The organism is Streptomyces sp. NPDC005302, assembly GCF_040607345.1.
GTDB lineage: Bacteria > Actinomycetota > Actinomycetes > Streptomycetales > Streptomycetaceae > Streptomyces.
Window position 1 is genome coordinate 321330 of sequence record NZ_JBEXGN010000005.1, and the last position, 15119, is coordinate 336448.

Annotated in this window: 14 protein-coding genes; 12 read left to right on the plus strand and 2 right to left on the minus strand. The window is 65.9% G+C overall.

Going from position 1 to position 15119, the window contains the following annotated elements; genetic code table 11:
- Window positions 1-94 precede the first annotated feature (94 nt).
- The 7 genes from ABZT74_RS10095 to ABZT74_RS10125 all read left to right on the plus strand — a co-directional run bounded on the left by ABZT74_RS10095 (window position 95) and on the right by ABZT74_RS10125 (window position 10385).
- Window positions 95-544, plus strand: a complete 450-nt coding sequence (locus tag ABZT74_RS10095; protein ID WP_356176838.1) for a very short patch repair endonuclease — start codon at window positions 95-97, stop codon at window positions 542-544.
- 194 nt (window positions 545-738) lie between these two features.
- Window positions 739-3288 (plus strand): Z1 domain-containing protein, encoded by a 2550-nt coding sequence (locus ABZT74_RS10100; RefSeq protein ID WP_356176793.1) that lies wholly within the window; start codon window positions 739-741, stop codon window positions 3286-3288.
- The gene (locus ABZT74_RS10105) at window positions 3285-4310 is read left to right on the plus strand and encodes a PD-(D/E)XK motif protein (RefSeq protein ID WP_356433994.1); all 1026 of its coding nucleotides are present in this window, start codon (window positions 3285-3287) and stop codon (window positions 4308-4310) included. Before ABZT74_RS10100 ends, ABZT74_RS10105 begins: the two co-directional genes overlap by 4 nt.
- A complete protein-coding gene (locus ABZT74_RS10110) occupies window positions 4307-6289 on the plus strand; it encodes a hypothetical protein (protein WP_356433996.1) in 1983 nt (660 codons plus the stop codon). The genes ABZT74_RS10105 and ABZT74_RS10110 overlap by 4 nt, the downstream gene beginning before the upstream one ends.
- A complete protein-coding gene (locus tag ABZT74_RS10115) occupies window positions 6286-7182 on the plus strand; it encodes a hypothetical protein (RefSeq protein ID WP_356433997.1) in 897 nt (298 codons plus the stop codon). The genes ABZT74_RS10110 and ABZT74_RS10115 overlap by 4 nt, the downstream gene beginning before the upstream one ends.
- The gene (locus tag ABZT74_RS10120; RefSeq protein WP_356433998.1) at window positions 7182-9023 is read left to right on the plus strand and encodes a DUF6339 family protein; all 1842 of its coding nucleotides are present in this window, start codon (window positions 7182-7184) and stop codon (window positions 9021-9023) included. Before ABZT74_RS10115 ends, ABZT74_RS10120 begins: the two co-directional genes overlap by 1 nt.
- A gap of 9 nt (window positions 9024-9032) precedes the next feature.
- A complete protein-coding gene (locus ABZT74_RS10125; protein ID WP_356433999.1) occupies window positions 9033-10385 on the plus strand; it encodes a DNA cytosine methyltransferase in 1353 nt (450 codons plus the stop codon).
- Here ABZT74_RS10125 and ABZT74_RS10130 read toward each other — a convergent pair.
- On the minus strand, window positions 10356-11066 hold the full coding sequence (locus ABZT74_RS10130) for an ATP-binding protein (protein WP_356434000.1): 711 nt from the start codon (window positions 11064-11066) through the stop codon (window positions 10356-10358). The two genes, ABZT74_RS10125 and ABZT74_RS10130, sit on opposite strands and share 30 nt — an antisense overlap.
- A 208-nt stretch (window positions 11067-11274) precedes the next feature.
- Here ABZT74_RS10130 and ABZT74_RS10135 point away from each other — a divergent pair, with 208 nt between their 5' ends.
- From ABZT74_RS10135 to ABZT74_RS10145, 3 genes are all read left to right on the plus strand, one after another.
- The gene (locus tag ABZT74_RS10135) at window positions 11275-12123 is read left to right on the plus strand and encodes a helix-turn-helix transcriptional regulator (RefSeq protein ID WP_356176805.1); all 849 of its coding nucleotides are present in this window, start codon (window positions 11275-11277) and stop codon (window positions 12121-12123) included.
- On the plus strand, window positions 12120-12344 hold the full coding sequence (locus ABZT74_RS10140) for a DUF397 domain-containing protein (RefSeq protein ID WP_356176807.1): 225 nt from the start codon (window positions 12120-12122) through the stop codon (window positions 12342-12344). Before ABZT74_RS10135 ends, ABZT74_RS10140 begins: the two co-directional genes overlap by 4 nt.
- Window positions 12345-12471: 127 nt before the next feature.
- A complete protein-coding gene (locus tag ABZT74_RS10145; protein WP_355862941.1) occupies window positions 12472-12774 on the plus strand; it encodes a hypothetical protein in 303 nt (100 codons plus the stop codon).
- 53 nt (window positions 12775-12827) lie between these two features.
- Here ABZT74_RS10145 and ABZT74_RS10150 read toward each other — a convergent pair whose 3' ends face one another.
- Window positions 12828-13787 carry a helix-turn-helix domain-containing protein gene (locus ABZT74_RS10150; protein WP_356434001.1) on the minus strand — a complete coding sequence of 320 codons (960 nt, stop codon included), beginning with the start codon at window positions 13785-13787 and terminating at the stop codon, window positions 12828-12830.
- A gap of 240 nt (window positions 13788-14027) precedes the next feature.
- On the opposite strand from ABZT74_RS10150, the gene ABZT74_RS10155 reads away from it, so the two are divergent.
- Window positions 14028-14519, plus strand: a complete 492-nt coding sequence (locus tag ABZT74_RS10155; RefSeq protein WP_356434003.1) for a DUF2269 family protein — start codon at window positions 14028-14030, stop codon at window positions 14517-14519.
- A 44-nt stretch (window positions 14520-14563) separates the two neighbouring features.
- On the plus strand, window positions 14564-15076 hold the full coding sequence (locus ABZT74_RS10160; protein ID WP_356434004.1) for a levansucrase: 513 nt from the start codon (window positions 14564-14566) through the stop codon (window positions 15074-15076).
- The last annotated feature ends 43 nt before the right edge of the window (window positions 15077-15119 follow it).

Below are 15119 nucleotides of genomic sequence, written 5' to 3' on the forward strand. Positions count from 1 at the left end.
ACCTTTCAACCTCACGCAGCCGGCATATCGACAGGTCCGGCAGAATGCCCCTGTGGTTGATGCTGTTCCGTCCTCTCCCGCCGTGTCTGCGCGCATGAGCCGTCAAGGGTCCCGCGACACCGCACCAGAGATTGCTGTTCGACGCCTTCTGCACGCCTCCGGACTCCGCTACCGAGTCAACGTGCCGGTACCCGGACTTCCGCGCCGCACGATCGACATCGCGTTCGGAAAGGCCAAGGTCGCGATCTTCATGGACGGCTGCTTTTGGCACGGTTGCCCCGAACACGCGACCCAACCCAAGGCAAATGCGGAGTGGTGGCGCTCGAAGCTCGACAAGAACATGGCTCGCGACCGCGAGACCACCGAGCACCTGGCCGACACCGGGTGGGTCGTCCTGAGATTTTGGGAACACGAGGCCAGCACGACCGTCGCGAGTCGAATCGAAGCAGCGCTCACGGAACGACGGTCACCACACACCACAGGACGAGAACCAAGCTCACATACCGAGGCGAACCCGACAAGCGGTCCTGCCGACGTCGAGTGAACGGCGGATCCGGGCTTGTCGGCGCCTTCGTTTCCCTTATCGATGGCCACCGCAACCAATAGTGTGGAGATGTTGCGCAGGAGTGACGCGCGCGGCCCCACCTCGGGGTGCTTTGCCTTGCCGTCAGGGGGACGGCTTGCAAGGGTGCGGTGGCGCGACGGCTCATAGAACGAGGGCGGGGGCATCCGAAACTCATGGCCGATGAATTCGATGGCATGTACGACACTTTCAAGGCGCTATTGGACGCGTTTCCTCCCACGGAAGCGATCAAGCGGCTTGAGCAACTCGGCATCAGTCCGGAAGTCGTCGAGGAGATCCGGGACCGGCACGAGCACCAGACCATACGCATCCGGGAAATGGAAGAGCCGCACGCGGTAATCCTGGGCAACCGCGACACCTGGTACACCGGACCGCAACCCAGAGATAAGTGCTGGCCTGCGATCGCGACCCTGCTGCGCAAAGACGGTTGGCCCGAGGAGCCGGCAATCAGGAGTCTCGACGAGTCGTCCACGCGCGTCGTTTCATTGTTGAATCACCCCAAGGAGCGTCAATTCTCCACTCGCGGACTGGTGGTGGGATACGTACAGTCCGGCAAGACGACCAATTTTACTTCGGTCATGGCGAAGGCGGCCGACCGCGGCTACAAACTCTTCATCGTTTTGGCCGGCATCCACAACGGACTTCGACGCCAGACCCAAGCCCGATTGGTACAGCAGCTGGTGGAGCCCAATCCCTCCATGTGGTCCCAACTGACCGGACTGGAAAAGGACTTCACTCCTCAGGAGAATCCCGCGTCCTACTTCGGGAAGAGCAACAAGACGCGGGTCATCTGCGTGGTGAAAAAGAATGCGACAGTGCTGCGCAAGCTGGCTCGCTGGCTCGAGAAGGCATCGGACTACCTCGAGGACTGCCCTGCGCTGATCATCGACGACGAGGCGGACCAGGCCACCGTCGCCACGAAGTCCATCAACCCATTGATCCTCGACATCATGGGTTCCTTGCCGAGGAGCGCGTACGTCGGCTACACCGCCTCCCCCTTCGCGAACCTGCTGATCGACCCGAGCGCCGAGGATCTATATCCCAAGGACTTCGTCGTCAATCTCCCCAAGCCGAATGGACACTTCGGCACCGAGGTCCTCTTCGGCCGGTACGCGCTCGACGGCGAGGATCCGGAGCAGGTGGACGACGGCTACGACATGATTCGATCGATCCCCGAAGACGACGTCGCATGCGTTCGCCCTGAGACGAGAGCCGATGTCGACGGCTTCGAGCCTGTCATCACCGACTCGCTGCAGAGCGCTGTCGAGTACTTCTGGCTGGTCACAGCCGCTCGCCGCGTACGCCGCACCGGCAATCCGCACAGCACGATGCTGATCCACACCAGCGTCAACACCTCGGTGCACAACAGCTTCGAGAGGCCCCTGAAGCGCCTGCGCGACCGGGCGGTGCGGTCTTTGACCGACACCGACCTGCTCGCACGACTGCGCGACCTCTGGGATCGAGAGACCAAGCAGGTTTCGGCCGAGGAGTTCGGCGAGACGAGAGTCCCGTTCGATGAACTGCTGCCGGAATTGGCGGACGTCCTCGCCAGTTGCCGCATCATCATGGACAACTCCAGCAGCGAGGATCGACTCGACTACGAAAACGGTCCCGTCGTGGCCATAGCGGTGGGTGGAAACACCCTCTCCCGGGGCCTGACCCTGGAGGGGCTGTCCGTCAGCTACTTCGTACGTTCCGTCTCGGCGTACGACACCCTGCTCCAGATGGGGCGCTGGTTCGGCTTCCGCAACGGCTACGCGGACTTGCCTCGTATCTGGATGACCGACGAACTGGCCGAGTGGTTCAGACACTTGGCCACGGTGGAGACGGAGATGCGGCGGGACATCGACGTCTACATGACGGAGGACGAGACCCCTCTGACCTTCGCGGTGCGCCTGCGTACCCACCCCAACCTGCGAGTGACCGCAGCCGCCAAGATGCGGGATGCGGTCACGGCCGCCTCTTCCTACGGCGGCAAGCGGATTCAGACGCACTACTTCCACACCAACGCGGAGTGGTTGGGGCAGAACGTGGACGCGGCACGCCGCCTGGTCTCCGCCTCGGTCGCGAACGCCGTGCGGGTGGAGGAGCGCACAGCCCAGGGCCGCTGGGTGTTCCGCGACGTTCCGTACGACGCCATCACGGACTTCTTGGCGTCCTACCAGTTCCACGAGAAATCCCCGGAGAACGACGCCGCCCTGATCACCGACTACATCAGGAAGCGAGTCGCGGCCGGCTCGCTCCGCAGGTGGAACGTGGCCATTGTCGGCAATCCCCGCGGGGAGGACTTCACCTTCGCGCCCCACGTAGCCGTGGGGCGAAACGTCCGTGCTCGACTCGACCTCCCCCACCCCACGCCCGATTTCGCCGACATCAAGACCCTGATGAGCCGCCGAGATGCCGCAGTGGATCTGGCAGGAGATGTGGCAGGTCTGGCAGAGGAAGCCATCATGGCCGCCCGGCGCACCCAACTTCCCGACACGGGCTTGCTTGTTCTGTACCCGATCGACAAGGTTTCCGAGCCGAGCCCCTCGAAGAGTCGACGTGCCCCGTTGAACGCCGAAGAGCACGTCATCGGCGTCGGCCTGGTGTTCCCCAAACCTCTCGACACGGACAGCACGGTCAAGAAGTACATCTCCGCGGACTTGTCCAACGTCAGAATCGAGGACGAGGACTACAGCCTGCTCGACAGCGAGGACGCATGAGCGACGAGGCGCTTCGCAGTCTCATAGAGGAGCGTTGGACTGCACTCGAGGCCGAGCAGCCCAAGGGTGAACGGCATCTTCGCGTGGCTCAACTCCCCATTGCCACCACGGCAGATCCATTGTCGGTTGCAGTCGACCACGCCGGCCACCGCCATCTGCTGCTCCCGATCCACTCTCATCGCAAGGTCCGTCCGGGCCTGGACGGACCAGTGCTCACGCTGCGCAGAAGGGCTCTTGAGGACGAGGAGACCTATCAGGCCTACGCCGATCTGGCTTGTCTCCGCGACGATCTCAGCGATCTGTTCACCGATCTGTGCGTGGACGTCCTCGACGCGATCGCTGCCCTGCCCGAGAACCCGGTCAAGGCGCTTTACCGCGTTCTGGACCGATGGAAGGCTCTTTTCAAGACGCAAGCGGCACCTCTCGGCCCTGATCAACTTGCAGGCCTCTTCGGTGAGTTGTTGATACTCGCTCGCATCCTCGAGGAGGATCCGAGCGCATCGCGTCTCTGGTGGGGTCCCCATGGGCACCGCCACGACTTCTCCAACGGAGCGACTGCGGTCGAGGTCAAAGCGAGCGTGGACAACGAAGGAAGACGGCCCCGGATTCACGGGCTCGACCAACTGGACCCCCCGCAAAGCGGAACACTCTGGCTCGCATGGTTCCGCTTGCGCCGCACGCCCGGCGACAGCTCCACTACGGGTTTTCTAGAGCTGGTCCGGAGAGCACTCGAACTCTGTGATGACGAGAGTGCCCTCCTCGAACTTTTCGCGAGAGCGGGCTACCACCTCTCCGATACGGATCGCTACCGCGATGTGCACTTCGCGGTCAGCGAGGAGAGGTGGTACCGAGTCGACCCGAACTTCCCCGGGCTCACACGCCGGACTCTCAGCGCGGCAGGAGTACCGGTGTCGGCGATAGATGTCGAATACACCATCGACCTGTCCGGTGAGACACCTGCCCCGCTGCCTCCCGTGCAGGTACCCCGGATCCTCGACGACTTGATCAAGGAATGCGCATGACGGCGCCTCGATGGTTTTCCCAGCCATACCCTCCGGACGGTGCGAGCGCCGCCGAGGGCATTCGCAATCAGTTGGGGCGGCCGGAACTCGATCTCCTCACCATTCTCGTCCGCGAGTCCGCCCAGAACAGCTGGGACGCTCGTGTCATACCGTCGACCGCTCCCGTCGAATACCGCATCGACATGTGGACAGTCAGCCCCGCCCACGCAAATACATGGCGGGAGCTTCTCAGCGATGGCGCGCCCGCCGGGGCCGACACCTTCCCGTTGCGCGAAACGCTCAGGCCAGGCTCGATCCGTCTCCTTGCCGTTTCGGACCGAGGTACGCGAGGGCTTGGGGGTCCGACCAGAGCGGACGACGCCGTGGGGCCCGATCGCGACTTCGTCTCGTTCATCCGCAACATCGGTGAGCCACGCGATACAGCTCTGGGCGGTGGTACCTACGGCTTCGGCAAAGGCATCTTCTATCTGCTGTCCAAGCCCGGCACCATCCTCGTCCACTCCCGCTGCCGGACGGCGATGGGTGGCTTCGAGACCCGCCTCATCGGCTGCACTCTCTGGAAGAGCTACGCCGCCACCGAGCCCACCGGAACACGCCGCTATACAGGTCGCCACTGGTGGGGCGACACCTCGGGAGACGTCGTCGAGCCTCTTGTGGGCGAAGCGGCGGAGGCCGCCGCCCTACGCCTCGGTCTCAAGGCGTTCGGTCCCACAGAGACTGGGACGACGACCGTCGTCATCGACCCGAACTTGGACGAACTGGAACCAACGCAAGCGGCCGACTACCTGGCGGAGACGATCGCCTGGCACCTCTGGCCAAAAATGATCTCGACCGGTCAAAGCCCGGCTGCGATGCGTTTCTCCGTCACTTGCGACGGTGTCCAACATTCCGTGCCCGATCCACGGGAGACCCGTCCCCTCAACATGTTCGTGGCCGCCTACGAAAAGATGGCAGGGCCCGGCGGCAGCGATCTGCACTGTCTGAAACCGAAGAGACGTCTGGGGCGCCTCGGCCTGGTGAAGCGGATCATGCCGGCGCTGGAACCGACTCGCGCTTCACGCATGCTCTCCATTGAAGATGTTGTCCATCACGTCTGTCTGATGCGACCGGCTGAGCTCGTCGTCACCTACCAGCCCGGACCAAAGCCACCCAGCATCAATCAGGGCTACGCAGGCGTCTTTCGCGCGGTCGAGGACATGGACGAGATCTATGCAAAGGCTGAACCGCCAACACACGACGCCTGGAACCCTCAGTCCCTCGACAGACCCGAGAGTACTTTCGTGCAAACCACCTTCACCCGCATAGCAGAGGCGCAGGCCCAGCTCCTCTCTCTCGGCGGCGGGGCGCGCCCGGGTGCAAGCAACATGGCACTGGGCGCGGCGAGTTCACTCTTCTCCGGATTGGTCGGCGGAGCCTGGGGGATCGGTGGGGCAACCGCGTATTCCAAACCGGGCAGCACCGCGGTACGCAGGTCGCGTACGCGTGACGCCGACGAAATCCCCGAGTCGGGCCGAGCTGCTTCATCGTCCTCGGGCACGGATTCGCTCGCGACCTCAGGACGACAAACCGCAACCGGTGTCGAGAGCGTCGGCCGGCCTGACCACGAGGCATCGGAAGTCGACGACACGCGCATCCCACGCCGTCGACCACGAGTGCAGTACATCGGCGATCCCTACTTCGATGATCGCGGCGACGCGGCCGTACTCGTGCAGGAGTTCCGCTTGCCCGTTCCCGGAACTCAGCAGGTACGGATCGATCTTGCCGTGACGCTGCCGGGCTCGGCCGGGCGCGAGACGGATCCACCCCTCGGGGCCGGCATGCCCGAGCTTCTGGGTTGGGAAGACCGTGACGGCCGTCTTCATGCTCCCGACGTGCTCGTCACCGAGGGCAGCGAGTCCGTCTGGCGCGCCGTCGTACGCCCGGCTCCGGACACCATGACCGAGATCGGCCTCAGAGTCGAGGCGGTGAAAGAGACGTGACCCGCCGCGTTCTTCCCTACCGGATTCCGAGAGAGGACGTCATCGCAGCCGAGTCATGGTTGCTCGTAACAGAAGACGGCGACATACCCATGCCGGAGGCGCTCCCGGACTGGGACTACCAAATGGATCTTCATCTGCGCCGAACTGTTCGCGTCGACCTGGACCGTGCCCGCTCAGAGACAGGCCTTGCAAGCGACACACCACTGATGCTGTCCGTCGTATGGACCGCAACCGGATCCAACCTTGGTGGTCCGGCGCAGCACATTCGGCTGACCGCCGGCGGGACGAACTCTGTGGAGCTGAATGCCCGCGTAAGTGGTTCGGATCTGGGCGGGGTTCTACTCCTCGACACCGCATTGGTCCTGGCGGAGCACCGCGACGATGCCCGGCCGTCGTCCCCTCGGCGGGCAGGTTCTGTGCTGTGGAGTGATCGGGAGACCTTGCGCCTCCAAGGCGATGCACCTCAGTTCCCGATGGCGGTCATCGACTTCGCACGAACCTCCTTCCCCGACGGCGCTGCCTGGCACCTTCAGATCAGCGGAGGCTTGGAGAGCGCCACCATGGGATCGTTGCTCCTGCTCGTCAACGAGCAGAACACCGTGACAGCGACGGCATTCGAGAACGCTGGAAAGCCTCGCCCCGTCGACCGAATCGTGCTCTCCGCCGTATATGCCGACGCAGCGCGGATCATGATCGAACATGCCCTCGGTCCTGACGACTTCGCCGAGGACGCGGACTATGCCGATGGGTCGCTGGGCGCCACCTTGTTGAGTCTGTTCGACCAACTCTTTCCTGGTCAGTCGATCACCGACGTACGTCTGCGTAGACAGCAGGCGCCGGCTCTGTTCGCAACCGATCTGCAGGCCGCGGTCAAAATTTTCGGAGTGTCGTGATGAGCTTCCTGTACCCAAGACTGCTCGCCGAGCACGCCAGACCGCTTTTCGAAGACTATCGAAGCCTGTCGACCGCCGATTTGGCCGGTCGGGTGGCTGTCGTCCACGAATCAGCCGTATACGTGGCCACTGGTGGGGACCGAGTGTCCACACATCAGCTGCAAGAACTGCGTAACGGGGTCATCGATCTGGCCAAGCGCGCCGGGTTCCCAGAGGAATCCGACCGCACCCGCAACGCTGAATTCGACCTTCGACTCGCCGCCCTCCTGCACGCCGAAATGGGCATGGTCCCAGCGGAGGCCGCATCCCGAGACGTATGGGCCTTCCTCGCGCTGGTCCTGCTCCCCGATGTGGCCTTCTGGCGCTATCCACAGCCTCCGAGGGACCGCGTCCTGGGGACGGACCTCACCCGCCACGTCTTCGGTCGGTTGTGGTGGCGGGCTCAACTCGTGCGCTCTTCCGACGACCAGGAGCCGTACAGCGCACTCAAGATCCTCGGCGAAGCCGCCTTCGACCAGATCTACGCACGCCGAGCGGCGCTCGGGGGCAGCCCACATCTGGTCCGCGCCATCCTGCGCGTTTGGGAGGATCTCGATTTCACCGGCCTCAACGAACGTGAGACCCTGCGCGATTTCCTCAAGAGGCTTCTCCGGCTCGCCTCCTTCGTCCTGTTCGACGGCATCGAGGAACAAGCTCTGCACGAGGAGCTTCGGAGGGTGGCTGCCGAGTCCGTCGATGCGCAGCGCGCTGCTGCCCAGTCGATGGCAACCGAGGCCCCTGCTACAGGCGTCGGTAAACCACCTACCACCGCCGTGCAGTCCCTGCCGAGCGTGCACGAGGAGAAGTCCCACCCTGCTCAGGCCGGCACGGAGAGGCAACCTCCCTCTCCAAGGCGCTTCCGCTCAGTGGAATTCTGCGCCGGCGCCGGTGCCCAGGCGCTCGGACTCGAGCGAGCCGGATTCGACCCCGTCCTGCTCCTCGACAGCAAGGCCGACGCCTGCTTCACGATCGACCTCAATCGGCCCGATTGGGACGTGATCTGCATGAACGTGCTGGATTTCAGTCCGAGCATGCGGCCCGAGATTCAGGGTGTAGACCTCCTCAGCGGCGGCCTCCCTCGCGTGAAGTCCACAGCCACCGTCGGTCGTACGGAAGACACGGAGGAACGTGGCGTCCTCAGGGCCGTGATCTCGCTGATACGTGAGATCAACCCGACGGCCGTGCTTTTGGAGAATGTGCCTGATCTCGTCGAGAGTTCGGCTTTCGACACCGACCGCTCGTGGATCGAGGCACAACTCGGCGGTGCCGGCTACCGCTGGAGTTGGAGAGTGCTGAACGCGGCCGACTTCGGCGTACCGCAGAACCGTAGTAGCGGCTTCCTCGTCGCGCTGAAGGAACCGTACTTCTCTCGGTTTGCCTGGCCGCGGCGGAGCGCACTTTCGACTCCGACTGTCGGCCAGGTCCTCGGCCCGTCCATGTCAGCGGCGGGCTGGCGCGGCGCAGCGAACTGGGCCAGCGGAGCCGACCGCATCGCACCTGCCCTCGTCGGAGGCTCGGAGCGACGTGGCGGCGCCGACCTGGGCCCTACGGGAAGCAAAAAGGCATGGGCCTCGCTGGGTGTGAACGGCAACAGCCTCGGTGACGAACCTCCGGACTCCACTTTTCCGCCGGAGGGCCAGCCCAAGCTCACCGTCGATCAAGCCGCGATGATCCAAGCCATCCCGGCAGATTGGCGCTTCTTCGGCGGCAAGACGTCCAAGTACCGACAGATCGGCCACGCCATGCCGCCGCCCCTCGCGACGGCCGTCGGAGAGGCCATCGCGACCGCCCTCCGAAGCTAAGATCGCACCATGCACACGCCCCGCCCCCTCGACCCCCGACCGATCACCGTCCTCGACCTGTTCAGCGGGTGCGGCGGCTTTACCCAGGGGTTCCACGAGTTCCGCCCGGAGGGGGCGCACGACGGACGGCCCGTCTTCCACAGTGTGGCCGCCGTTGAGCATGATCTCGCCGCAGCCGCCACCTACGCCGTGAACTTCGGGACTCATCGCGTCGACACGAGCCTTCCAGCAGCACGTGTTCACCTTGAGGACATCGAGGACTGGAAGCCGTCGGAGGAAGCGCTGCACGCTGACGTAGTCGTCGGTGGACCTCCTTGCCAGGGGTTCTCCGCTCTGAACCGCAACAAGAGGGGCACTGAGCGGAATCGCCTGTGGGAGGAATACGTTCGCATCGTTGCGAAGATCCGTCCAAAGGTCTTCGTCATCGAGAATGTCGACCGGTTCCTCAAGTCCGACGAATTCCGCAACCTGCTCAGCGAGGTGGAAGAGGGCGGCCTACTCGGCGAGTATCGCTTGATCGACCCTCCCGGACACCAGGCCTCGGACTCGGAAGAAGCAAAGCACAAGCGGTACCTGCTGAACGCCGCCGACTACGGCGCACCTCAGGCCCGCAGGCGGGCCATCGTCATCGGTGTTCGTCGCGACATCGACGATCAGCGCAGGATGGCGTTCCCGGCAAAGACACATGGTCGCCGCCCGAAGGGCGCACCGAGCATCCCGGCTCCCGCACTCGACGGTGTCGATATGGGCTTGCCGTACTGGGAAGCAGTCGACAATGTCTTCAAGGAATCCGACCAACTGCCACTGCGCGGAACAGAACTACCCGATGGCAAGGACTTGGTTTCCGAAGTAGGCGTGATCGTCCCCGGTATTTTCACCACTCGTGACCTGCATTTCGGCCGGAACCCCGAAGCGCTCTCGCTCGCCCGCTACGAGGCGATCCCTCCGGGTGGCAACCGCAAAGACCTGCGGAATAAGTGGTACACGGTACACGGGGACGGAAGAATCGAAATCTTCGCCACTGGCAAACCTTCGGGCGTGAAAACACCAGTCCTGTACCTCTCCACGGCCAGCTGGGACAACCACAACACCGGAACCGGAGATGTGATGGGTCGCCTGCGCATGGGCGAACCGTCGGTCACGATCCGCACGGAGTTCTTCAAGCCCGAGAAGGGCCGATATTTGCATCCGAGCAAGGATCGTCCGATCACACACTACGAGGCCGCCCGCATACAGGGTTTCCCCCTCAGCTTCCGTTGGTGCGGATCGAAGACCGACATCGCGCGCCAGATCGGAAACGCCGTCCCCATCCCACTCGGCACCGCCATCGCGTCAGTGATCCATACCTACCTGCGTGGGTGAGTCGGCCGGTTCGCACTGGTCGGACACTCGGGACTCCATCCGAGGCGCCTCGACATCGGCCTCAAAACGCGCCTGAGCCCTATCCAGGACCTCGTCCGCATCGCAGCCGTGTGCGCTGGTCCAGTGGAGGAAGTCGGTGATCGCCGCGATCGCCGACTCCTCGGCCGCCGCCCTGCCTGGCTTCCTGGGCCCCGAGGCCAGGCACCCTGCCCCGTAGAAGCCGAGAACGGCCATGGCTCGTAACGTGCCGGGCCCCACCGCGTGGCCCTCTGGGTGTGCGAGGTCCGTCTCGAGCTCACACCACGTGACCTTGTGATCGGCGCCGAGTTCGACGCCCCAGCGGTCGGCGACTGCGTCGACGAGGGCCATGCCGCGGCCGCCTTCGGAGTCCGCGGCCGCGTCGAGCAGCGTGGGCAGGGCGCGGGCGTCCGGGTCGCGTACCTCGATCCGTAGACGTACGCCGTTCATCGAGACCGCGAGCGTGGCCGGGGTGCCTGGGCCGATATGCGTGATGATGTTGGACACCAGCTCGCTCACGCAGAGTTGAGCCGCGTCCGTGGCCTCACGCAGGCCCCAACGCTCCAGGCGGAACCGCACGATGCGGCGCAGGCCGGACACTTCCTCGGGTTCGGCGAGGAAGGCCACGTTCCACGGCTCGCGCCACATGCATGCCTGCTCCATCAGCGGGTCCCCTCTCGTCACGCGTCATCGCCGGCGGCTCGCACATCCACGGAACGTCATGAGTCGTCACCATGAGTGGCCTCTTCGCCAGAATGGCGGCAGCACATCCCGCCATGCAATGTGCACGGCGGGATTCCCACTTCCGAGTGATTGGCAACCGCACCCCTTGGCGCGAGACTTGACACCCGTTATCCGAAGGAGAGTTGAGATGGCCGGTTCACCGACGGCACGCCGTCGGCGCCTCTCCATCGAGCTGAAGAAGCTCCGCGAGCAGAGTTCTCTGACCTGCGCACAGGTTGGCGCAGCGTTGGACTGGAGCGGTTCCAAGGTCAATCGAATGGAGACGGGCAGCGGCCGGGTCCAGCCCTCCGACATCGACGCGCTGTGCCGCTTCTACGCCACCAGCGACGAGTTGCGCGAGTTCCTCATGACGCTCGCGCGGCAGGCGAAGACGCGGGGCTGGTGGCAGGTGCACGGCGCCGGTATCCCCGAGTGGTTCTCCATCTACATCGGCCTGGAACGGGACGCGTCGAGCTTCCGCCAGTACCAGTGCGAGGTCCTGCCAGGGCTGATGCAGACCGCTGCGTATGCCGGCGAACTCCACTGGACAGGTGCACACATGTCCACGCAGGCTATGGAACGCGCGGTGCGGGTCCGGATGGAGCGGCAGGAAATGCTCAGGGAGCCCGGCGCCCCCGATGCCTGGTTCATCGTGAACGAGGGGGCGTTGCGCAACGTCATCGGGAACCGGGAACTCATGCGCGAGCAACTCGAACGAGTCCTGGAGACAGGCGAGTTGGCCAGCGTGACCTTGCAGGTGTTGCCGTTCGACTCGGGCACCCATCCGGTCACCGGCGCATTCACCCTGCTCGGCTTCCCCGACCAGGAGGATCCTGACCTCGTCTATCGGGACGGCATCACCGACGCCGTCTATCTCGAAGGCGAGCATCATGTGCGTGAGTACACGAGGGCCTTCGACGGACTGCGTGCAGCGGCTCTGAGCCCTCCCCGCTCGGCCGAACTGATCAGGACCGTCCTCAAGGAGTACGCGAGATGAACCCGGCGCCGCCCACTGCCGTCCGCACGTCCCTGTGGTTCAGGTCGTCCTACAGCAACGGCGCGGGCGGCGAGTGTGTGGAGTGCGCTCTCGACGCGGACGGCATGCTCGTGCGGGATTCCAAGTGGGCCGCCGGGCCCGTCGTCGCGGTCCGGTCACTCCCCTGGCGAGCCTTCACGGAGGCTGTGGCGGCAGAGCGCTCACACGGACCACAGGCGTGACGCCGCCCACACACTCACGCTCGAGGCGGGGTCGCCGCACCTCGTCGATTCGCCCGCGTTAGCCTCGTTTCGTTCGGCAGGCGTGCGGTGATCGGCGCGGTGGCACAGGTGGCAGCAGGAGGCAGTGATGGCGAAGGTTCCGGCCGCGGTGGTGGCCGCTGGGGGGCTTGTCGGGGGGTACGGGGTTGCCCGGTGGACCAGGAAGCGGCAGCTCGGCGGGGTTGTCCTCGCCGCTGCCGGAGTCGCTGCCGCGCAGCAGTGGAAGCAGCAGGCCGGCGGGAGGGCCGCCGGGGCGTTGACCGTCGCCTACGTCGCTGCCTTCGCCGGGTCGCATCCGCTGGCCAAGAAGGTGGGCGCCTGGCCCGCCGTCTTCGGTGTCGCCGGAGCCGTGGCCCTCGCCTCCTGGGCCGTCGCCGACCGCCGGGGCTGAAAGCCGGGAGAGCTGATCGGCGGGGCCGGCCGAGCCGGTGACCGGCTTCGCTCTCAGGCCGCTCCCGCTCCCCGGAACGCCCGCCGGTACGCCTGTGGGCTCGTGCCCACCACCCTCTTGAAGCGTTCCCGGAATGCCGTCGGGGAGCCGAAGCCCGCCTGGGTGGCGATGCGTTCGACCGGGTGCGTGGTCGTCTCCAGGAGGTACTGGGCGCGGCGGACCCGGGCCAGGTGCAGCCACTGCAGGGGTGTCGTGCCGGTCTGTTCGCGGAAGCGGCGGTTGAGGGTACGGGTGCTCGTGCCGGCCTCGGCGGCGATGTCCTCCAGGGTCAGTTCGCGCTCCGCGTTCTCCTCCAGCCAGGCGAGGAGCGGCTCCATCGTCGTGCCCGCCGGTGCCGGTGGCTGTGCGTGGACGATGAACTGGGCTTGCCCTCCCTCCCGTTCGAGGGGCATCACCGACAACCGGGCCGCGTCCGCGGCGACCGCCGAGCCGTGGTCCCGGCGGATCATGTGCAGGCACATGTCCAGGGCCGCCGCCGCTCCCGCCGACGTGAGGAACTGGCCGTTGTCGACGTAGAGGACGTTCGGGTCGACGGTCACCGCCGGATGGCGGGCCGCCAGTTCCGCCGCCGCCCGCCAGTGCGTCGTCGCGCGCAGGCCGTCCAGCAGGCCCGTGGCCGCGAAGACGAACGCCCCGACGCAGACCGACGCGATCCGCGTGCCGTTCGCCGCCGCCGCGCGCAGCGCCTCCGCGACGCCCGGCGGGAGGGGCAGCGACAGGTCGGACCGCCCCGGCAGGACGATCGTGTCGGCCTCCGCCAGCGCCTCCAGGCCGTGCGGCGCGCGCAGTGTGAAGGCGCCCGCGCTCACCTCCGCGTCCGCCGTCACCGAGCAGACCCGCGTCCGGTACGCGGGACGGCCGTCCGGCAGTCGGGCCCAGCCGAAGGTGTCGATCGGGGCGGAGAGGTCGAAGGGGATGACCTGGTCGAGCGCCAGTACGGCCACGGTGTGCATGGCAGGAGCCTAGGCATACGACGGGTTCCCGTCATCCGGGTCGGGCACGTCCGCCGGCTCCTGCGGCCTCGCGCGGAGACGCCTTCACCCAGTTCAGCGGCAGGCCATCGACAGCTCAGCGGCAGGTCAGGGGCTGGTCCGTCTCCGTCCGGCCGCTCTTCACGCTCTTGGCCGGAATCCGTTGATGCCTGGCAAAAGCGCCACTTCTGCAAGATCCGCTCCGGCCTCTACCGTCACTCCGTGACCAAGTTCCTCCTCGCCGTCCACGTCATCGCCGCGATCGTCGCCATCGGGCCCGTGACGGTCGCCGCGAGCATGTTCCCGCCGGCCGCGCGCCGGTCCCTCGGAGCGCCGGACGACGCCCTCGCGCTCGCCACCGCGCGGCTGCTGCACCGCATCTGCCGTGTGTACGCCGTCGTCGGCGTCGTCGTCCCGGTGTTCGGCTTCGCCACGGCGAGCAACATGGGTGTGCTCGGCGACACTTGGCTGATCGTCTCCATCGTGCTGACCGCGCTCGCGGCCGGCGTGCTCGCGCTCCTCGTGCTGCCCCGTCAGAGTGCCGTTCTGGAGACGGCCGAGGGAGTCGGGGTGGAGGGGACACCCGGGGACGGAGCAACAGGCGCTCGTGCGGCCACCGTTCGGCTCGCCATGTTCACCGGGATCTTCAACCTGCTGTGGGCCACCGTCACGGTTCTGATGATCATCAGGCCCGGGTCCACCACCGGGGCCTGACCCCGCACGGCTCGGCACCCCGCCCGGATGCTTAGGATCCGCGCATGGACGCTTCGCAGCAACAGCAGTCGGCGCCCGGCGCCTACCTGGCCTTCGTGCAGGGCCGGTTGACCGAGGACGGATGCGCCACGCGGTGGGAGGACTGGGCCGGGGTGCCCGTGCTCGTCGGGCGGCGGGCCGAGTTCCGGATGAGCTGGATGGCGACGAAGCTGCACCTGTTCACCGTGGCCGCGGCGGTCCCGGAGATAACCGTGCCCGTCGTCGCCGCCTTCACCGACCAGGTGATGCAGTACGCCAAGGACACCAAGGGCGGTCTGCCCGTCGGCCTGCAGAACGGGGTCGGCGCCTTCCCGCTGCTGGTCAGCGACCGGGTCGATCCGGCGGCCGTGCAGTGGGCGGAGGCGCAGCAGCGGATCAAGTTCGCCTGCATGACGCGGCCCGTCGTGGTCGACAGTTCGCGTCAGTACGTGGGGATGTACCGCGGCAAGCCGACCCTCGGCCGCGTCTACGCCTCGTACTTCATCGAGAAGGGGACGCGGTACTTCCACGCCCAGTGACACCCGGTGGGACCAGGGCGGGGTGGGACCGGGTGAGGCTCCG